The organism is Rhizobacter sp., from assembly GCF_032229685.1.
Lineage (GTDB): Bacteria > Pseudomonadota > Gammaproteobacteria > Burkholderiales > Burkholderiaceae_C > LMDS01.
The window spans coordinates 154,585-175,023 of the sequence record NZ_JAVTWP010000020.1; the positions used below are offsets into that span (position 1 = coordinate 154,585).

At 68.9% G+C, this 20,439-nt stretch carries 14 protein-coding genes; 10 read left to right on the plus strand and 4 right to left on the minus strand.

What is annotated here, in order from left to right; all coding sequences use genetic code 11:
• Window positions 1-4: 4 nt before the first annotated feature.
• A complete protein-coding gene (gene parC, locus AC30PD_RS09050; protein ID WP_489535324.1) occupies window positions 5-2,323 on the plus strand; it encodes a DNA topoisomerase IV subunit A in 2,319 nt (772 codons plus the stop codon).
• A 33-nt stretch (window positions 2,324-2,356) separates the two neighbouring features.
• Here parC and AC30PD_RS09055 read toward each other — a convergent pair whose 3' ends face one another.
• From AC30PD_RS09055 to AC30PD_RS09065, 3 genes are all read right to left on the minus strand, one after another.
• Entirely contained in the window at window positions 2,357-2,761 is a 405-nt protein-coding gene (locus AC30PD_RS09055; protein ID WP_489535325.1) for a cupin domain-containing protein, read from the minus strand.
• 115 nt (window positions 2,762-2,876) lie between these two features.
• Complete coding sequence (locus AC30PD_RS09060) at window positions 2,877-3,380, minus strand: disulfide bond formation protein B (protein WP_489535326.1); 504 nt, start codon at window positions 3,378-3,380, stop codon at window positions 2,877-2,879.
• Window positions 3,377-3,847, minus strand: coding sequence for a RidA family protein (locus AC30PD_RS09065; RefSeq protein ID WP_489535327.1), 471 nt, complete (start codon window positions 3,845-3,847; stop codon window positions 3,377-3,379). Before AC30PD_RS09065 ends, AC30PD_RS09060 begins: the two co-directional genes overlap by 4 nt.
• Window positions 3,848-3,894: 47 nt before the next feature.
• Between AC30PD_RS09065 and AC30PD_RS09070 the strand changes: the two genes are divergently transcribed.
• The 8 genes from AC30PD_RS09070 to AC30PD_RS09105 all read left to right on the plus strand — a co-directional run bounded on the left by AC30PD_RS09070 (window position 3,895) and on the right by AC30PD_RS09105 (window position 16,803).
• Window positions 3,895-6,330 carry a DNA internalization-related competence protein ComEC/Rec2 gene (locus AC30PD_RS09070; protein ID WP_489535328.1) on the plus strand — a complete coding sequence of 812 codons (2,436 nt, stop codon included), beginning with the start codon at window positions 3,895-3,897 and terminating at the stop codon, window positions 6,328-6,330.
• 75 nt (window positions 6,331-6,405) lie between these two features.
• Window positions 6,406-7,842, plus strand: coding sequence for a circularly permuted type 2 ATP-grasp protein (locus AC30PD_RS09075; RefSeq protein WP_489535329.1), 1,437 nt, complete (start codon window positions 6,406-6,408; stop codon window positions 7,840-7,842).
• A 15-nt stretch (window positions 7,843-7,857) separates the two neighbouring features.
• Window positions 7,858-8,829, plus strand: a complete 972-nt coding sequence (locus AC30PD_RS09080) for an alpha-E domain-containing protein (RefSeq protein WP_489535330.1) — start codon at window positions 7,858-7,860, stop codon at window positions 8,827-8,829.
• A 63-nt stretch (window positions 8,830-8,892) separates the two neighbouring features.
• Window positions 8,893-12,327, plus strand: a complete 3,435-nt coding sequence (locus AC30PD_RS09085) for a transglutaminase family protein (RefSeq protein WP_489535331.1) — start codon at window positions 8,893-8,895, stop codon at window positions 12,325-12,327.
• Window positions 12,328-12,350: 23 nt separating this feature from the next.
• Window positions 12,351-12,986 carry a LysE family translocator gene (locus tag AC30PD_RS09090; RefSeq protein WP_489535332.1) on the plus strand — a complete coding sequence of 212 codons (636 nt, stop codon included), beginning with the start codon at window positions 12,351-12,353 and terminating at the stop codon, window positions 12,984-12,986.
• A gap of 62 nt (window positions 12,987-13,048) precedes the next feature.
• Window positions 13,049-15,559, plus strand: coding sequence for a circularly permuted type 2 ATP-grasp protein (locus AC30PD_RS09095; RefSeq protein WP_489535333.1), 2,511 nt, complete (start codon window positions 13,049-13,051; stop codon window positions 15,557-15,559).
• 1 nt (window position 15,560) lies between these two features.
• A complete protein-coding gene (locus AC30PD_RS09100; RefSeq protein ID WP_489535334.1) occupies window positions 15,561-16,442 on the plus strand; it encodes a transglutaminase family protein in 882 nt (293 codons plus the stop codon).
• Between the two features lie 133 nt (window positions 16,443-16,575).
• Window positions 16,576-16,803 carry a hypothetical protein gene (locus AC30PD_RS09105; RefSeq protein ID WP_489535335.1) on the plus strand — a complete coding sequence of 76 codons (228 nt, stop codon included), beginning with the start codon at window positions 16,576-16,578 and terminating at the stop codon, window positions 16,801-16,803.
• 12 nt (window positions 16,804-16,815) lie between these two features.
• On the opposite strand, the gene AC30PD_RS09110 is transcribed toward AC30PD_RS09105, so the two are convergent.
• Window positions 16,816-17,427 (minus strand): ECF-type sigma factor, encoded by a 612-nt coding sequence (locus AC30PD_RS09110; protein ID WP_489535336.1) that lies wholly within the window; start codon window positions 17,425-17,427, stop codon window positions 16,816-16,818.
• A 161-nt stretch (window positions 17,428-17,588) separates the two neighbouring features.
• On the opposite strand from AC30PD_RS09110, the gene AC30PD_RS09115 reads away from it, so the two are divergent.
• On the plus strand, window positions 17,589-20,423 hold the full coding sequence (locus AC30PD_RS09115; protein ID WP_489535337.1) for a serine/threonine-protein kinase: 2,835 nt from the start codon (window positions 17,589-17,591) through the stop codon (window positions 20,421-20,423).
• Window positions 20,424-20,439: the final 16 nt, after the last annotated feature.

The window sequence follows — 20,439 nt, forward strand, 5'->3', positions numbered from 1 at the left end:
GTCCATGACTCCGGAACCTGATCTTTTCACCGCGCCCCCGGGCGGCGGTGGCGACGCCGTCGGCCTCGCGAACTACGCCGAGCGCGCCTACCTCGAATACGCGCTCAGCGTCGTCAAGGGCCGCGCCTTGCCCGATGTGTGCGACGGCCAGAAGCCAGTGCAGCGGCGCATCCTGTACTCGATGGAACGCATGGGCCTCGCGTTCACGACCGCGAGCGGCCCGAAGGCCGTGAAGAGCGCGCGGGTCGTGGGCGACGTGCTCGGCAAGTTCCACCCGCACAGCGACGCCGCGGCGTACGACGCGATGGTGCGCATGGCGCAAGACTTCTCGCAGCGTTACCCGCTGATCGACGGCCAGGGCAACTTCGGCTCACGCGACGGCGATGGCGCGGCGGCGATGCGCTACACCGAAGCGCGGCTCGCGCCGATCACGCGCCTGCTGCTCGACGAAATCGACGAAGGCACGGTCGAATTCACGCCCAACTACGACGGCTCGACCGAAGAGCCGAAGCTGCTGCCGGCGCGCTTGCCCTTCGTGTTGCTGAACGGCGCGAGCGGCATCGCCGTCGGTCTGGCCACCGAAGTGCCGAGCCACAACCTGCGCGAGATCGCGGCAGCGGCGGTCGCGCTGATCCGGAACGACAAGCTGGGCGATGAAGATTTCGCCGAACTCGTGCCCGGCCCCGACTACCCGGGCGGCGGCCAGATCATCAGCAGCACCGACGAGATCCGCGCCGCGTACACCAGCGGCCGTGGCAGCCTGAAGCTGCGTGCGCGCTGGAAGATCGAAGACCTGGCGCGTGGCCAGTGGCAGCTCGTGGTCAACGAGCTGCCGCACGGCACCAGCACGCAGAAGGTGCTCGAAGAGATCGAGGAGCTCGTCAACCCGAAGGTGAAGACCGGCAAGAAGACCTTGTCGACCGAACAGACGCAACTGCGCACCACCGTGCTGGGCGTGCTCGACGCGGTGCGCGACGAGTCGAGCAAGGACGCGCCGGTGCGCCTGGTGTTCGAGCCCAAGACCCGCGCCATCGACCAGCAGGAACTGATCACGACCCTGCTGGCGCACACCAGCCTGGAGAGCTCGGCGCCGATCAACCTCACGATGATCGGTGCCGACGGCCGGCCCACGCAGAAGAGCCTGCGCCAGATCCTGGCCGAGTGGGTGCAGTTCCGCATGGCCACCGTGCAGCGGCGCACGCAGCACCGGCTGGCGAAGGTGCTCGATCGCATCCACGTGCTCGAAGGGCGGCAGCTCGTGCTGCTCAACATCGACGAGGTGATCCGCATCATCCGCGCCGCCGACGAGCCCAAGCCGGCGCTGATCGCACGCTTCAAGCTCAGCGACCGGCAGGCCGAAGACATTCTCGAGATCCGCCTGCGCCAGCTGGCGCGGCTCGAGGCGATCAAGATCGAGCAGGAACTGGCGGCGCTGCGCGCCGACCAGGCGAAGCTCGAAGACATCCTGAACAACCCGAGCGCCTTGAAGCGCACGGTCATCAAGGAAATCGAGGCTGACGCGAAGCAGCATGGTGACGAACGCCGCACGCTGATCCAGGCCGAGAAGCGCGCGGTCGCCGAAGTGAAGATCGTCGACGAGCCGGTCACCGTCGTCGTGAGCCTGAAGGGCTGGGTGCGCGCCTTGAAGGGCCACGAGGTCGACGCCGCCACGCTCGCGTTCAAGGCCGGCGATGCCTTGCACGGCACCTTCCAGTGCCGCAGTGTCGACGTGCTGCTGGTCTTCGGCAGCAATGGCCGTGTGTACTCGGTCGCCGTGAGCCTCTTGCCCAGCGGGCGCGGCGACGGCCAGCCGATCACGACGCTGATCGATCTGGAATCGGGCACGCAGCCTTCGCACTACCACGCCGGGCCGGTCCAGCAGACGCTGCTGCTGGCAGGCACCGGGGGGTTCGGTCTGCTGGCCACGGTGGGTGATCTGGTCTCGCGGCAGAAGGGCGGCAAGGGATTTCTCTCGCTCGAAGCCGAAGAGAAGCCGCTGCCGCCGAGCCCGGTTCAGGGCGCGACGCAGGTGGCCTGCCTGTCGATGGCCGGGCGACTGCTGGTCTTCGGCATCGACGAGTTGAAGCTGCAGGCCAACGGCGGTCGTGGCCTGACGCTGATCGACCTGGAAGCGAAAGACGCGTTGGTCAGCGTGGCCGCGTTCACGCAGGCCCTGCTGGTGCAAGGCACCGGCCGCAGCGCAAAGGCGAAAGACGAAACGCTGAAAGGCGCGGCGCTCGCGCCTTACCTCGGCAAGCGTGCGCGCAAGGGCAAGGCGCTCGGCATCCCGGCGATGAAGGCCACACGCGTGCTGGCCGCCTGAACGGCAACCGAGCGGGCTGCGCCGTGCCGGCGATCAGGGGGCCGGCGACGCGAGCGGCTTGCCCTTTTCAACCACGTACACACCGACCAGCTTGATCGGTGCCGCGCCGTTGTTGTGGGCGTCGTGAACGACGCCGGCCGGGACCACGAAGGACTCGCCGGCCTTCACGGTGCGGGGCGCCTGGCCGTCGATCAGCAAGGTGGCTTCGCCGTCCATCACATAGCTGATTTCGTCGCCGGGGTGCGTGTGGCGACCGGCCTTGGCACCGGGCGCGACCTCGACGCGTGCGACCACCGCCTCGCGGCCCGGCACCGACACGTCGGCGCGGCCGACCAGCGTGCGCGTCAGGCCGCTGGCCTGCGCCATCAACGCACCGGCGGCGCCGAGCGTGGCGATGGCGAGTGCCGAGGTGATGGCGAACTTGAATCTGGTTGTCATGCGGGGCTCCTGGGCGGTATGGGCGGTATGGGCGGTATGGGCGGTATGGGCGGGGAGCCGAGCATGGAGTGGGCGCCGCCGATTTGCAATCGGGGCGCACACATGGGCGTGCGTCTCAGGCGCGGCGCAGCGTTCTGATCAGCGCCAGCGTGAGCACCGCGTCGATCGCGACGAACAGCGCCAGGCTCCAGAAGTCGTAGGGCACACCGAGCAGGTTCACGGCCGCGTCGGCACAGCTCGCGCGCGGCGAGAACACCTCGGGCAGCAGGCTGTCGAGCTGCAGGAAGCCACTCACGATCTTGTCGGCCAGCGTCAGGTTGCACGAAGCCGATGCCGCCGCCTGGAAGTGCTGCCACAGCGCGGCGGCGATGCCCGAGACGGTGAGCAGCAGCCCCAGGCCGGTCGAGACCAACCGCCCGGTGCGGTTGCGCCACAGCAGCCCCAGGCCGCAGGCCAGGGCGATGGCGAGGAAGATCACGCGCTGCAGCACGCACCAGGGGCAGGGCTGCATGTCGAACACATGCTGCGAGACCAACGCGGCCGCCACGGCTGCGATGCAGACGATGGCGGTTCCGGCGAGCAGCAGGCTGGTGTCGGCGCCGCGTGCGGGCGCGCTCAAGCCACCTCCACGATCATCTCGATCTCGACGCAGGCGCCCATCGGGATCTGCGCCACGCCGAAAGCGCTGCGCGCATGCGCGCCACGTTCGCCGAAGATCTCGCCGAGCAGCTCGGAGCAGCCGTTGGTCACGAGGTGCTGCTCGGTGAAGTCGGGCGTGCTGTTGACGAGGCTCATCACCTTGACGATGCGCACGACCTTGTTCAGGTCGCCGATGGCCGCGTGCAGCGTGCCGAGCAGGTCGATGCAGATGGCGCGGGCGGCGAGTTTGCCGGTGGCGGTGTCGGTGTCGCGGCCGAGCTGGCCGACCCAGGCCTTGCCATCGCGCTTGGCGATGTGGCCCGAGATGAAGACGAGGTTGCCGGTGCGCACGAAGGGCACATAGGCGGCCGCCGGAATGGCGAGCGGGGGCAGCGTGATGCCACGCTCGGTGAGCCGGTCGTAGATGGAGCTGGCAGCGTTGGGCATGGGTTCGTGGGGGTCGGTTCGGAAGCGTCAAATCCTACACTGCAGCGATGCAGAGAACAGCAAACACCGGCTGGCGTCTGGCCGGTGCGGCGCTGGCGTGGCTGGCCGGCGTGGCGCTGCAGTTGCAGCAGCGCGAACTTGCCGGCGCCGCTCTGTATGTGGCCGCAGTGGGCGTGGGTGCGCTCGGGCTGATCGTCGTCTTGCGCTGGCAGCGGGCGGCCGTGTGGGCGCTCGCCGCGGGCCTGCTCGGTGCGGCCTTGCTGGGCTTCGGGGCCTCGGGCTGGCGCGCGTCGCTGCGCCTGGCCGAAGCCTTGCCCGCCACGATGGAAGGGCGCGACATCCAGGTCACCGGCACCGTGGCCAGCTTGCCGCAGCGCAGTGCTTCAGGGCTGCGTTTCCGTTTCGACGTGGACACTGCGCTGCTCGAGGGTCAGCCCGTTCGGCTGCCCGCGTTGCTGGCACTCGGCTGGTACAGCGGCTGGCACGAAGACGCCACGCTGTCGCAGCCGCAGACCGAGCTGCGCGCCGGCCAGCGCTGGTCGTTCACGCTGCGTTTGCGTCAGCCGCACGGCAACCTGAACCCGCACGGCTTCGACTACGAACTGCAGTTGTTCGAGCAAGGTGTGCGCGCAACCGGCGCGGTGCGCGACGCGCCGGCGCCGGTGCTGCTGCATGCCGCTGCCGGCCACCCGGTCGAACGCCTGCGCCAGCGGGTGCGCGACGCCATCGAGACGAGCGTGCCCGACCGCCGCGCCGCCGGGGTGCTGGCCGCGCTCGCGGTGGGCGACCAGGGCGCGATCGAGCGCGAAGACTGGGACCTGTACCGCAACACCGGTGTGGCGCACCTGGTCTCGATCAGCGGTTTGCACATCACGATGTTCGCGTGGCTCAGCGGGGCGCTCATCGGCGGGTTGTGGCGGCGCAGTACCCGCCTGATGATGAGTGTTCCGGTGCCGCACGCGGCGCGTTGGGGCGGGCTGGTGCTGGCGACGGCCTACGCGGTGTTTTCGGGCTGGGGCGTGCCCTCGCAGCGCACGGTCTGGATGCTCGCCGCGGTGACCGTGCTCCAGAGCCTGGGCCTGCGCTGGCCTTGGCCGCTGGTCTTGCTGTTGGCTGCGGTGGTCGTGACAGCGCTCGACCCGTGGGCCCTGTTGCAGGCCGGGTTCTGGCTCTCGTTCGCGGCGGTCGGTTTGCTGATGGCGTCGGCAGCGCCGCCCGGCGAAGAGTCGGCCACGGCCGAGTCGGCGGGCGGGCGTCGCTGGCTCTCGCGCCTCGGCGCGGCTGTGCGCAACGGCTTGCGCACACAACTGATCGCCACGCTCGGCCTGGCGCCGCTGACGCTCGTGTTCTTTCAACAGGTCTCGGTGGTGGGCTTCGCCGCGAACCTGGTCGCGATCCCGCTGGTCACACTCGTGATCACGCCGCTGGCCTTGCTCGGCGTGGTGCTGGTGCCGCTGTGGTCGGTGGGCGCCGGCGTCGTGCAAGGGCTCAATGCCTGGCTCGGCCTGCTGGGTGTGTTGCCGGGAGCCGTGTGGTCGGTGCCGGTCGCGCCGGCGTGGGCGCAGGTGGCCGGGCTGCTGGCGGCCACGCTGGCGGTGCTGCCACTGCCCTGGCGCGTGCGGGCACTGGCCTTGCCTCTGGCCTTGCCTTTGCTGCTGCCACCGCGTCCACTGCCGGAGGCCGGCCGCTTCGACCTGCTGGCGCTCGACGTGGGGCAGGGCACCTCGGTGCTCGTGCGCACCCGCGAGCACCTGCTGCTGTTCGATGCCGGGCCGCAGTACTCGCGTGAGAGCGATGCCGGCCAGCGTGTGCTCCTGCCCTTGCTGCGCGCCCGTGGCGAAGCCCGCATCGACACGCTGGTGCTGAGCCACCGCGACCTCGACCACGTGGGCGGCGCCGCGGCGCTGTTGAAGGCCGTGCCGGTCGGTGAACTGCTGAGTTCGCTCGAACCGCAGCACCCGCTGCTTGGCATGGCCCGCCAGAACACCCGCTGCAGCGCCGGCCAGTCGTGGCTCTGGGACGGTGTGCGCTTCGACGTGCTTCGCCCCGCCGCCGCCGACTACGAGCGCAACCTCAAGTCGAACGCCATGTCGTGTGTGCTGCGCGTGGCCGAAACCCGCGAGGGCGGGCGCAGCGTGCTGCTCACCGGCGACATCGAGCGCGACCAGGAAGCGGCGCTCGTGGCCGGGCAGGCCGAGCTGCTGCGCAGCGACGTGCTGATCGCGCCCCACCACGGCAGCCGCACCTCGTCGACCGGCGCTTTCCTCGACGCCGTGCGCCCCGGCACGGCGGTGTTCCAGGCCGGCTACCGCAACCGCTTCGGCCACCCCGCTCCCGACGTGCTGCAGCGCTACCGCGAGCGCGGCATCGTGCCCCAAGCCAGCCCTGCCTGTGGCGCGTGGCGCTGGCAAGCCGGGGGTTCTGCCGAGGGTGAATGCCAGCGTGACGCGGCCTTGCGCTACTGGCACCATCGCCCGGCGTGATAAGTTTCTTCCGCTCCTGAATCGGCGCCGGTCGTGGCCTGGAATTTGCTAACCTGCACCCGAGGAGACGTGCCCATGAGACCGAGTTTCGACGAAATGCATGCCAGCGCCGGCGCCGTGCGCGAGCATTACCAGGGCTACGAGCGCTGGCTCGCCGAGCAGCCGAGCGACGTGATGCTGTCGCGCCGCGAAGAGGCCGAAATGATCTTCCGCCGCGTCGGCATCACCTTTGCGGTGTACGGCGCGAAAGACGAAGACGGCCACGGCAACGAACGCCTGATCCCGTTCGATTTGATCCCGCGCGTGATCCCGGCCCACGAGTGGCAAGAAATGGAAAAGGGCCTGGCCCAGCGCGTGGCCGCGCTGAACCGCTTCATCCACGACGTCTACCACGGCCAGGAGATCATCAAGGCCGGCCACGTGCCCGCCGATCAGATCCTGAACAACGCGCAGTTCCGCAAGGAGATGATGGGTGTCGACGTGCCTGGTGGCGTCTACTCGCACATCTCGGGCATCGACATCGTGCGCGCCGCCAACCCCGACGGCAGCGGCAGCTACTACGTGCTCGAAGACAACCTGCGCGTGCCCAGCGGCGTGAGCTACATGCTCGAAGACCGCAAGATGATGATGCGGCTGTTTCCCGAGCTGTTCAGCCGCCACCGCGTGGCACCGGTCGCGCACTACCCCGACCTGCTGCTCGAAACGCTGCGCTCGGTCGCGCCCGCGTCGGTCAACGAACCCACGGTCGTCGTGCTCACGCCGGGCATGCACAACAGCGCCTACTTCGAACACGCGTTCCTGGCGCAGCAGATGGGCATCGAGCTCGTCGAAGGCCAGGACCTGTTCGTGAAAGACAACTTCGTCTACATGCGTACCACGCAGGGCGCCAAGCGCGTCGACGTGATCTACCGCCGTGTCGACGACGATTTTCTCGACCCCGAAGTGTTCCGCAAGGACTCGACGCTCGGTTGCGCCGGGCTGCTGAAGGCCTACCGCGCCGGCAACGTGACGCTCAGCAACGCCATCGGCACCGGCGTGGCCGACGACAAGTCGATCTACCCCTACGTGCCGAAGATGGTCGAGTTCTATCTCGGCGAAAAGCCGATCCTGCACAACGTGCCGACCTACCTGTGCCGCGAGAAAGACGACCTGAAGTACGTGCTCGACAACCTGGCCGAACTCGTGGTGAAAGAAGTTCATGGCGCGGGCGGCTACGGCATGCTGGTCGGCCCGGCCTCGACCAAGGCCGAGATCGAGGACTTCCGCAAGGCGCTTCTCGCCAACCCCACGGGTTACATCGCCCAGCCCACGCTGAGCCTGTCGACCTGCCCGACGTACGTGGAAAGTGGCATCGCGCCGCGCCATATCGACCTGCGGCCCTTCGTGCTCTCGGGCAAGGAAGTGCAGATGGTGCCGGGCGGCCTGACCCGCGTGGCGCTGAAAGAAGGCTCGCTGGTCGTCAACTCGTCGCAGGGTGGCGGTACGAAAGACACCTGGGTTCTGGAAGCCTGAGGCCGGAGAATAAAAATGCTTTCACGCACTGCCGATCACCTGTTCTGGATGGCTCGCTACATGGAGCGTGCCGAAAACACCGCGCGCATGCTCGACGTGAACTACGAAGCGTCGCTGCTGCCGCAGTCGGCCGACGCGGCAGAGAAAGGCTGGAAAGGCCTGCTCAGCATCAGCGAACTGTCGGGTGACTTCGCCCGGCGTTATGGCGAGGTCACGCCCGCCAGCGTGATCCGCTACATGGTGAGCGATGCCGAGAACGGCTCGAGCATCCGCAATTGCCTGCAGGCGGCGCGCGAAAACGCCCGCGCGGTGCGCGGCACGCTGACCACCGAAGTCTGGGAAACGCAGAACCAGACCTGGCTCGAATTCCAGCGCAAGGTCGCCACCGACTCCTATCTGCGCGACCCGAGCAGCCTGTTCGAGTGGGTCAAGTTCCGTTCGCATCTTTCGCGCGGCGTGACCGTGGGCACCATGTTGCAGGACGAGGCCTTCCACTTCCTGCGCATCGGCAGCTTCCTGGAGCGTGCCGACAACACCGCCCGCCTGCTCGACGTGAAGTTCCACGCCGTCGAAAGCGAGTACCACGGCGGCACCAACGGCGGCGCCCCGGGCCGCGACATCGAGGTCGACTTCTATCACTGGTCGGGCATCCTGCGCTCGGTCTCTGGCTTCGAGGTCTACCGCAAGGTTTACCGCAACGTGATCCGCCCCGAGAAGGTCGCCGAGTTGCTGATCCTGCGCCCCGACATGCCCCGCTCGCTCGCCGCCTGCATGCAAGAGGTGGTGCTGAACCTGAAACGCGTGGCCAACGAGCAGTCGACCGAAACGCTGCGCCGTGCCGGCCGGCTGCACGCCGACCTGCAATACGGCCGCATCGACGAGATCCTGGCTACCGGCCTGCATGCCTACCTCACGCAATTTCTCGAACGTGTCGGAACCCTCGGCATGGGCATCAGCCGCGACTTCCTCGTGCCCGTGGCGGCCTGACCCTCTCACGGGCCGCGTGCCCGTTTTCCTAGCGCGCATCTCACCGAAGTTCTGGAGCCCCGAATGTCCATCCATGTCGCGCTGAACCACGTCACGCATTACCGCTACGACAGGCCGATCAACCTCGGCCCGCAGATCGTGCGGCTGCGCCCGGCGCCGCACTCGCGCACCCGAATCCTCAGTTATTCGATGCGCGTGGAACCGGCCACGCACTTCATCAACTGGCAGCAAGACCCGCAGTCGAACTACCTGGCGCGGCTGGTGTTCCCCGACAAGACCACGTCGTTCCGGATCGAGATCGACCTCGTCGCCGAGATGGCGGTGTTGAACCCGTTCGACTTCTTCCTCGAACCGTCGGCCGAGACTTACCCCTTCAAGTACGAACCCGAAGTCGCCCACGAACTCGCGCCTTACCTCGCCAAGGCGCCCGAGCTGCAGGATGCCCAGGCGTTCCAGGCGTACTTGGCGGCCGTGCCGCGCGAGAAGACACCCACCAACGACTGGCTCGTCTCGCTGAACCAGAAGCTGCAGCGTGACATCGGCTACCTCGTGCGCATGGAGCCGGGCGTGCAGACGCCCGAAGAAACGCTCGTGAAAGCGAGCGGTTCGTGCCGCGACACCGGCTGGCTGCTGGTGCAACTGATGCGCCACCTTGGCGTGGCCGCGCGCTTCGTCTCGGGTTACCTGATCCAGCTCAAGAGCGACGTGAAGTCGCTCGACGGCCCGAGCGGCACCGAGATCGATTTCACCGACCTGCACGCCTGGTGCGAGGTGTTCCTGCCCGGCGCCGGCTGGATCGGCCTCGACCCTACCTCGGGCCTGCTCGCCGGCGAAGGGCACATCCCGCTCGCGTGTTCGCCCGAGCCCGGCTCGGCCGCGCCCGTGAGTGGCGCGATCGACGAGTGCGAGACGACGTTCGAGCACAGCATGTCGGTCACGCGTGTGTGGGAGGCGCCGCGCGTCACGCTGCCCTACACCGAAGCGCAGTGGGCCACGATCGAGAAGCTCGGACACCAGGTCGACGCCGACCTGAACCGCAACGACGTGCGCCTCACGCAGGGCGGTGAGCCCACCTTCGTGTCGGTCGACGACCGTGAAGGCGCCGAGTGGAACACCGAGGCCATGGGTCCGACCAAGCGCATCCTCAGTGCCGACCTGATGGACAAGCTGCGCGCCAAGTACGGCGAAGGCGGCCTGCTGCACTACGGCCAGGGCAAGTGGTACCCGGGCGAACAGCTGCCACGCTGGTCGCTGAACCTGTTCTGGCGCAAGGACAAGGAGCCCATCTGGACCCACCCCGAGCTGTTCGCCAGCGAACACAAGGACTACGGCGTCACCGAAGTCGAGGCGCGCAAGTTTCTCGCTGGCGTGGCCAGGCGCCTCGGCCTGAACCCGGCGTTCGTGTTCCCGGCCCACGAAGACGTCTGGTACTACCTGTGGCGCGAACGCAAGCTGCCGGTCAACGTCGACCCTTTCGATGCGCGCCTAGGCGACGAGCTCGAGCGTGACCGCATCCGCAAGGTGTTCACGCAGGGGCTGGACAAGATCGTCGGTCATGTGTTGCCTGTGGCACGCAACCCGAGCGGCACGCCTCGCTGGCAGAGCGGCCCGTGGTTCCTGCGCAGCGAGCGCTGTTACCTGATCCCCGGCGACTCGGCAATGGGCTACCGGCTGCCGCTCGACTCGCAGCCGTGGGCGAAAGACAGCGACCTGCCTTGGGTCTACCCGCCCGACCAGACGCAGACCTTTGCGGCGCTGCCACCGTACCGCCGCCTGCGCTTCGGCGAGCGTGCCGGTGGCGAGGCCACGGGTGACAGCCGTCATGGCGCGCCCGTGACCCCCAGCAACGGAACGAACGGCACCTTCGCGGGCCGCTCTCGAGCGGCGCTTGCGGCAGAGAACGGCAGCGGCGCGAGCAGCAGCAGCGTCACACCCCACCTGCCGGCACCGGCACGGTTCGAGTCGGCCGCATCGGTCACACGCACCGCCATGAGTGCCGAGCCGCGCAACGGCCGGCTCTACATCTTCATGCCGCCGGCGAGCGCGCTCGAAGACTACCTGGAGCTCGTCTGCGCCGTCGAAGACACGGCGCTCGAGATGAAGCTCCCGGTGATCCTCGAAGGCTACGAGCCGCCGAAAGACCCGCGCCTGGCGCTGCTGCGTGTCACGCCCGACCCGGGTGTGATCGAAGTCAACGTGCACCCCGCGCACAGCTGGGGCGAACTGGTCGAGCAGGCCACACACCTCTACCAGGCCGCGCACGAAACGCGCTTGTCGACCGAGAAGTTCATGCTCGACGGCCGCCACACGGGTACCGGTGGCGGCAACCATTTCGTGCTCGGTGGCGCCACCGTGGCCGACTCGCCGTTCCTGCGCCGGCCCGACCTGCTGACCAGCATGGTCGCCTACTGGCACAACCACCCGGCGCTCAGCTACCTGTTCTCGGGCCTCTTCGTCGGCCCCACGAGCCAGGCGCCGCGGGTCGACGAAGCGCGCAACGACTCGGTGTACGAGATCGAGATCGCCTTCGCCGAACTCAAGCGCATTACTGCACAGGAAGGCCAGTGCCCGCCGTGGCTGATCGACCGGCTTCTGCGCAACCTGCTGATCGACGTGTCGGGCAACACCCACCGCGCCGAGTTCTGCATCGACAAGCTGTACTCGCCCGACGGCCCGACCGGCCGCCTCGGCCTGCTGGAGATGCGCGCTTTCGAGATGCCGCCGCACGCACGCATGAGCCTGATGCAGCAGCTGCTGATGCGCGCGCTGGTCTCGCGTTTCTGGATGAAGCCCTACCGGCCCGAGCGCCTGAAGCGCTGGGGCACCGAGCTGCACGACCGCTTCATGCTGCCGCACTTCATCACGCAAGACCTGGGCGACGTGATCACCGAGCTCGGCGAGTCGGGCTACAAGATCGAGCCCGAGTGGTTCGCGCCGCACCTGAACTTCCGCTTCCCGCGGCTCGGCGATTTTTCTGCCGAAGGCGTGAACGTCGAAGTGCGGCTGGCGCTGGAGCCGTGGCACGTGATGGGCGAAGAGGGCGCACCAGGCGGCACCGCGCGTTTTGTCGACTCGTCGGTGGAACGGCTGCAGGTCGTGGTGACCGGCCTCGTCGGCGACCGCCACGTGCTCACCTGCAACGGCCGCAAGATCCCGCTGCAACCCACCGGCAACGTGGGCGAGTTCGTGGGCGCCGTGCGCTACCGCGCGTGGAACCCGCCCTCGGCACTGCACCCCAGCATCGGTGTGCACGCACCGCTGGTGTTCGACCTGGTCGACACCTGGATGAGCCGCTCGATGGGCGGCTGCCAGTACCACGTGGCGCACCCGGGCGGCCGCAGCTACGACACCTTCCCGATCAACGCGCTCGAAGCCGAAGCCCGCCGCCTGGCGCGCTTCTTCCGCACCGGCCACACGCCAGGCCCGATGAGCGTGCCGAAAGAAGAGCGCAACCCGAACTTCCCGTTCACGCTCGACCTGCGAAGGGCTTCGGCATAAGTCGCCCAAGCACGGCCTGAATCGTGAGCAGCACCGCGTTCATGGCCTTTCTGGCGGCGAGCTTCGTGCTCGCCGTGACGCCAGGCCCCGGCGTGCTCTACATCGTCACGCGCACGCTCGCGCAAGGGCGGGCGGCCGGCATCGGCTCGGTGGCCGGTGTGGCCTGCGGCAACTTTCTCAACGCGGTCGGCGCAGCGGTCGGGCTGGCGGCGCTGTTCGCGCTGTCGTCGTTCGCCTTTACGCTGGTCAAGTTCGCCGGCGCGGCGTATCTGGTGTGGCTGGGTGTGCGCATGCTGCGGGCGCCTGCTGCACCTGAGCGGCGGGGCGTGGCACCGGCGCCGGCGTCGGTGCCACGCCTGTTCCGCGAAGGCCTGCTGGTGGCGCTGCTGAACCCGAAGACGACGCTGTTCTTCGCCGCCTTCCTGCCGCAGTTCATGCACGGCGAAGCGCCAGCCTTGTGGCAAGCGATCGTGCTCGGCGCGATGTTCGTCGGCATCGCCGCCTGCACCGACCTGCTCTATGTGCTTCTCGCGGCCTGGTTCGCACCGCGCCTGCAGCGCGTGGCCGGCGCGCCAGCCTGGGGGCGCTGGGCCAGTGGCCTGGGCCTCATCGCGCTCGGTGTGGCGAGCGCGCTGGCGAGCCAGCGCCAGGCGCGCTGAAGAGGGCGAGCGCGCAGCACTGCCTGCTGTGACAAACTCGCTGCTCCAACACGCGGCCTCCCATGTTCCGATCCCTGCTGTCAGGCTATTCAGCGCTCGAAGGGCGCTACGACGAATTGCTCGCCGCGCCTGGAACGCCGCGTCCGCACTGGGAGGCCTTTCTGCGTTCGCTGGCCGACCGCGAGGGCCCGCAGGTCGGTGACACGCTGTCGCTGATGGAACGCGAGATCCGCGAGAACGGCATCACCTACAACGTCTACGCCGACCCGAAAGGTGCCGACCGGCCCTGGGAAGTCGACCCGCTGCCGCTGCTGCTCTCGGCCGCCGAATGGGAAGAGATCGAAACCGGCATCGCCCAGCGCGCCGACCTGCTGAACCGCGTGCTCGGCGACATCTACGGCCCGCAGACGCTGTTGCGCTCGGGCGCCATTCCACCGTCGGTCATCTTCGGCCACAGCGGCTTTCTGCACCCGGTGCAGGGCGTGCATCCGCCGGGCGGCATGCACTTGTTCCAGTACGCCGCCGACCTGGCGCGCTCGCCCGACGGCCACTGGTGGGTCGTCAACGACCGCACGCAGGCGCCTTCGGGGGCGGGTTATGCGCTTGAGAACAGGCTGGTCGTGTCGCGCGTGTTCCCGCAGATGTTCCGCGACCTGAACGTGCAGCATCTGGCCTCGTTCTTCGCCGCGCTGCGCGACTCGCTGCTGCGCTGGGCGCCGAAGGGTGACGGGCCGCCGCTGGTCGTGCTGCTCACGCCCGGGCCGTACAACGAAACCTACTTCGAACACGCGCTGCTCGCGCGTTACCTCGGCTTTCCGCTCGTCGAAGGCAGCGACCTCACGGTGCGCAACGGCTGCGTGTGGATGAAAACCGTCGACGGCCTGAAGCGCGTGCATGCGATCCTGCGGCGCCAGGACGACGACTACTGCGACCCGCTGGAACTGCGCTCCGATTCCGCCCTCGGCGTGGCCGGCCTCACCGACTGCGCGCGCCGCGGCAGCGTGTTGCTCGGCAACGCGCTCGGCTCGGGCGTGCTCGAATCGGGCGCGCTGCTCGGCTACCTGCCCGAGCTCAGCCGCGAGTTGCTCGGCGAACCGCTGAAGATGCCGTCGGTCGCCACCTGGTGGCTCGGCGAGCCGGCGGCCTTCGACGACGCCTGGAAGCGGCTCGACAAGCTGATCATCAAACCGCTGGAGCGTTCGGTGCGCGAGCCGGCATTGTTCGGCGCCGACCTGTCGGCCGACGAACGCATCCTGCTGCGGGCCAAGGTCGCCGCACATCCGCAGCGTTATGTGGCGCAGGAATGGGTGCATGTCTCGCAGGCGCCGGTGCTCGAGCGCATGCCAGATGAGCCGATGCGTGCCAACCTGCGAGGCGCGCAGATGCAGATGCAGATGCAGGGAGCGCGGCGCGACGGGCTGACCGCACGCACGGTCGGGCTGCGGGTGTTCGCGGTGGCCACACCGAGCGGTTACCGCGTGATGCCGGGTGGCCTGACGCGTGTGGCGGTCGGTGGCGATTCGCGCGTGATCGCGATGCAGCGCGGTGGCCGGTCCAAAGACACGTGGGTGCTTTCCGGCGCGCCCGTGAACGCGTCGTTCTCCCTGCTCTCGACCACCGTGAAGCCCGAAGACCTGGTCGGTGCGCGCGCCAACCTGCCGTCGCGCGCCGCCGAAAACCTGTTCTGGTACGGCCGCTATGGCGAGCGCTGCGACAGCGCAGCGCGCGCCCTGCGCGTGGCGATCGCCGGCGTGCTCGACCACACGGCCGAAGCGGGCGAGGGCGCCGCGCCGTCGCTGGTGCTGGTCCAGCGCCTGGGCCTGATCGACGGAGAAGACGACGCCAGCGTCGAACTGCTGCGCGCCGCCACCCACCCCGAAGAAGCGCTGAGCCAGCGCCTGCGGCAGCTTTCGCGCGTGGCCTTCAACCTGCGCGACCGCATGTCGGCCGACAACTGGCGCACGCTCAACAGCCTCACCGCCGACCCGGTGTTCCAGCGCGGCGCCGCGCTGCCACTGGCGCTCGCCTGGCTCGACCGCGCGGTCTCGTCGATGATGACGCTCTCGGGCTTCGTGCTCGACGGCATGACACGCAACATCGGCTGGCGCTTTCTTTCGCTCGGCCGGCGCATCGAGCGCATGAGCGCGCTGTGCGTGGCGCTGCAAGTGGCCACCGTCGAAGGTCGCGCGCATGGCCTGGACTGGTTGCTCGACCTGACCGATTCGACCGGCACCTACCGCTCGCGCTACCTCGTGGCGCCCGAGTGGCTGCCGGTGCTCGACCTGCTGCTGCGCGACGAGAGCAACCCACGTTCGGTGGCCTTCCAGCTCAAGGGGATCGCCGAATACATCCACAAGCTCGAACTCAGCCATGGCCGCTTTGCGAGCGATGTGCTCGCGCCGGCACAGACCGCGCTGGCGAACCTGACGCCGCACGACCTGCACCCCGAAAGCGAGGCCGTGGCCGAACTGCTCGACCTGCTGCGCAAGACAGCGGGCTCGGTGTCCGACGAACTCGCGCTCAAATTCTTCTCGCACGCGGCCTCGCGCAGCGTGCTGTCGCTGGTGGCCTGACGTGACGGTGAAGCGCTACAGCGTCGAGCACGAAACCCGCTACGCGTACACCGCGCCGGTGTCGCAGTCGTGGCAGCTGGCGCGCCTCACGCCGCGGGCGCTGCCCTGGCAGACGCTGGTCTCGCACGAACTCCAGATCGAACCCCGAGCCGACGAGCGCCGCGACGAGCGCGACAGCTTCGGCAACATGGTCACGCACTTCGGACTGCACGGCGCGCACCGCGTGTTGAGCGTGCGCATGAATTGCCGCGTCGAAGTCGGGCCGCGCCCCGAGGTGCCGGTGGGTGCCGAGCTCACCTGGGAAGCGGTGCGCGACACCGTGCGCCGCGAGCCGCCGCTCGGCGACCTGGAACCGGCGAGCATGAGCGAGCCCACACCGCTGGTGCCACTCTCCGACGCTGCCTGTGCCTACGCTGCTGCGTCGTTCGCGCGTGGGCGCTCCTGGTTCGGTGCGGTCTTCGACCTCATGCAGCGCATTCACGCCGACTTCGAATTCGAACCCGGCGCCACCACCGTCAGCACCTCGGTCGACGAGGTTCTGTACCAGCGCAGCGGCGTGTGCCAGGACTTCGCACACCTCATGCTCGCTTGCCTGCGTGGCATGGGCCTGCCGGCGCGCTACGTCTCGGGCTACCTGCTCACCGACCCGCCGCCCGGCGAAGAGCGGCTGATGGGCGTGGACGCGTCGCACGCCTGGGTGGCCGCCTACTCGCCGCTGCACGGCTGGGTCGAGTTCGACCCCACCAACGACCAGCTCGCCGACCAGCGTTACATCACGCTCACCTGGGGTGCCGATTTCGCCGACGTGGTGCCGCTGCGCGGCGTGATCTTCGGTGGTGGCGACCAGCGCATGAGCGTCGAAGTGAGTGTCATTCCCGACTGACGATGGCGCGGGTGCCCCCGTCGTGGGGAGACCCGTCCAGGGGCCGGCCGTTCCGCCTTCGCGGGGATGTTCGGGCTGCCCTGTGAACCCGAGACTCTCTTTCATCGACAACGGTCAATGAAGGAGAGTAGACATGGCCCGATTCAACTGCAACCTGCCCACCGCCCTGGCCCGCGACAGTGCGCAGCTGGCCGCCGAGGCACTGTCGGCGATGGCGCGAGAAGACGACATGGCCGAGCCATCCGGCGGCCCGGGCTGGTTCGATTCGAGCCGCGAGCTGGTGCGTGGCCTCGAGGTCACCGAAAGCGCGCCCGGCGATGCGGCCTTGCACGAATGGGTCAGGCTCTGCCTTGCCCGGTGAAGCAGGGCAGCTTCAGGCCTTGCCGAGTGCGAGGTACAACCAGGCCCGAGCCTTGTCCCAGCGCCGCCGCACGGTGCGCTCGGTCACGCCTTGCAGCTCGGCGATTTCGGCTTCACTGTAGCCGCCGAAGTAGCGCATCTCGACGAGCTCGGCCAGTTCCGGGTCGACGGTCGCCAGTTCCTGCAAGGCGTCGCTGACCTGGATCAGCTCTTCGCTCGCCTGCGTCTCGGCCACCGCCAGCGCGTCGTCGGCGCCCAGCGTCACGTGCTCTGCGCCGGCACCGCGGCGCTCGGCAAGCCGCTCGCGCGCGCTGTCGATGATGATGTTGCGCATCGTCTTCGCGGCGTAGCCGAAGAAGTGGCGCCGGTCTTCGAGCCGCAAGCCGCGCGCGTTCACGAGCCGCAGGAAGCTCTCGTGCACCAGCACCGTCGTGTCCATGCTGTCAGCCCGGCCCTGGCCGCGCAGCCGGGCGCGTGCCACACGTTTCAGCTCGGGGTAGAGCGATTCGTAGACTTGGTCGAGGGCGGCACGGTCGCCGCTGGCGGCCAGGTGCAACAACTGCGTGATCGGCGGGTCGGCCAGGGCGGGTTCGGGGGGCGGAGCATGGGGCTCGTCGGGGCTCATGCGGCGAGCGTAGCAGCCTGCTCGTGGCGGCGTCCAGATGGGCGTCCGGTCCGAGCGCCCTGATCCGTATGAGAAGGGTTGGTGTCGAGCCCCAAGCTTGCCGGATTGCGGCAGGGCGGTGCCGACCCTATGCTCCCCCGAAACGATCAGAGGCAAGCCCCATGCAGCGGCACCCGGTAGCAGACTGGCAGGAACTCTCGGCGCTCTACGAAACGGCCGATGCGCTCGATGGCGCCGCGCTCGACGGCTGGCTCGCCGGCCTGCAGGCCCGCGCGCACCCCTTGCTCGGGCAACTGCAGCAGATGCTTTCGGCCTGTTCCAAGGTGCGTGGCAACGGCTTTCTGGCCACGCTGCCGGCGCTGCCCGTAGAACCCGAACCGCTGGTGCACGAATGGGCTCCGGGCAGCCGCGTCGGGCCCTACCGGCTGATCCGCCATGTGGGGCAGGGCGGCATGGCCGAAGTCTGGCTGGCGCAGCGCGACGACGGTGCCTTTCGCCGCCAGGTAGCGATCAAGCTGCTGTTCCGCACGGCGAGCAGCACGCAGCGCGACAGCTTCGCGCAGCGCTTCGCGCGCGAGCGCGACATCCTCGCGTCACTCAACCACCCGCACATCGCCGGCCTGCACGACGCCGGCGTCACGCCCGCCGGGCAACCCTGGCTCGCGCTCGAATACGTGGAAGGCGAGGCGCTCACGCTCTGGTGCGACAAGGCCGCGCTCGGCATCGAAGGCCGGGTACGCCTGTTCCGGCAGGTGCTGCTGGCGGTGCAGCACGCGCATGCCAACCTCGTGATCCACCGCGACCTGAAGCCCGGCAACATCCTCGTCACGGCGCAGGGCGAAGTGCGTTTGCTCGACTTCGGCATCGCGAAGCTGGTGGAGGCCGAAGGCACGACTCGCGACGAGACCGAGCTCACGCGGGTGGCAGGCCGGCCGCTCACACCACAGTACGCGAGCCCCGAACAACTGCTCGGCGAAGCGCTCACGACGGCGAGCGACGTGTACTCGCTCGGCGTGGTGCTCTACGAGCTCTTGTGCGGCCAGCGGCCTTACGAGTTGAAGATGGAATCGGCGGCACAGCTCGAACAGGCGATCGTCGACCTCGACCCGCGCGCGCCGAGCCGGCGCACGCTGGGCGATGCCGCGGCGGCGGCACGCGACAGCACGCCGAAGGCGCTGCAGAAGCGCTTGGCCGGCGACCTGGACGCGATCACGCTGCGGGCGCTCGCCAAACAACCCGAGCGGCGCTACGCGTCGGTCGAAGCGCTGCGCGCCGACCTCGACCGCTGGCTCGCCGGCGAGCCGGTGCAGGCCACGCCACCGGGCACCGCGTACCGGCTCGGCAAGTTCGCGTTGCGGCATCGTCTGGGCGTGGGGCTGGGCGCGGCCGCCGTGCTGTCGTTGATCGGCGTGGCGGCGGTGGCGGTGGTGCTGGGCCTGCAGGCCCGCGAAGAATCGGCCCGTGCGGTGGCGGCGCGCGACTTCATGCTGAACATCTTCCAGCGCGCCGACCAGGAAAAGTCGCGCGGTGCCGACATCACGGCGCGTGATTTGCTGGAGACGGGCCGCAAGGACGTGCTCACGCGGCTGGCCGGGCAGCCGCGGCTGCAGGCGGAGTTGCTGCGGGGGATAGCGAAGATCCAGGAGTCGATGGGCGAGTACGTCACGGCCGACAGCACCTATGCCGAGCTGGTGCGCATCCACGGCGAGCTGAAGCAGCCGCGCGAAGAAGCTATGGCGCGCGCCGACCACGCCTACAACGCCGTGCGCATGAACAACCTCGTGCTGGCGGCCCGCTTGCTGCAGGGTGCGGAGACGGTCCCGGGGCGCCCGACTTCCGATGCCGAACTCAACGCGCGACTCGCCGAAGCGGCAGGGTGGATCGCGCTCAACGCGGGCGATCTGCCGCGGGCGCGTGAGCTGCTGGCCGTTTCGCGAGAAGCGGCGATTCAAGCGCTCGGTGCCGATCATCTGCGAACGTTCAGGCTCGGGCAGGCGCTGTTCCGTGCCGAGCGCGACCTGAGCCATTTCGACACCGCGCTCGCTTTGCAGGCCGAGTTGCGCCAGTCCGCCAGCCGGGTTCAAGGCCTCGAACCGGGCGAGGTCGGCAACATGGATTGGGAGCACGTCAATCTGCTGTTCGGCGCCGGGCGCTTCGCGCAGGCTTTCGCGATGGTCGACGTGGCGCTGCCGCGCTGCGCCGAAGCCCTGGGCCCACAGGAGCAGAGCTGCCGGTTCCTGTTCCTCAAGCGGGTGCAACTTCTGGTGCGGCTGGGGCGGCTCGACGCGGCTCTGCAGGAACTGCCCCGACTGCAGTCGATGGCCAACGACGCGAGCCTGCCTTTCCTGCAGATCGAAGCGTTGCTGCTGGAGTTCCGCCTGCGCTCGCTCTCGCCCGACGCCGCCGACGTGCCGGCGCTGTTCGAGCGTGTGCGAGCTTTCGGGCAATCGGGCGAAGAGATCGCGATGAAGCCCACCTTCAAGGCCGCAGCGCTGTTCGCCTTGGCCGACCACAGGCTGAGGAGCGGCGACTCGTCCGAGGCGCGTGCTTGGGCAGAGCGGGGCCTGGCCGTTCTGGGCGACGCGCCATTGCAAGGCGGTGCGCTCAGGATCGCCGCCAACGGGCGCATGCTGACCGGCGTGGCCCTGATGCAGGCCGGCCAACCTGCGAGGGCACTGGAGTTGCTGACCGGTTCGGTGGCTGATTGCGCCCGCGTGCTCGGCACCGACCACCCGACCACCAAGCTCTATGCGTTGAACACCGCGCTGGCGCTGGCGGCGCTGCAGCGTAGCCCCGAAGCCCTGGCTGTGGTCAAGCAGGCCGAGCCGATCCTGCGCAGCGCGCTGGGCGCAGACTCTCCGACCTACCAGGGCGTGCTCGCGCTGCTGCAGCGGCTGGAAGCGAGCGCCGGAACCGGCGCGGCGGCGGATACCATGCCGACGCGGCTTCAGCGTGGGCCGAACCCCGCCGCGGCCGTGCCCGGCTACTTCAGTTGACCACTCGGAGAGAACA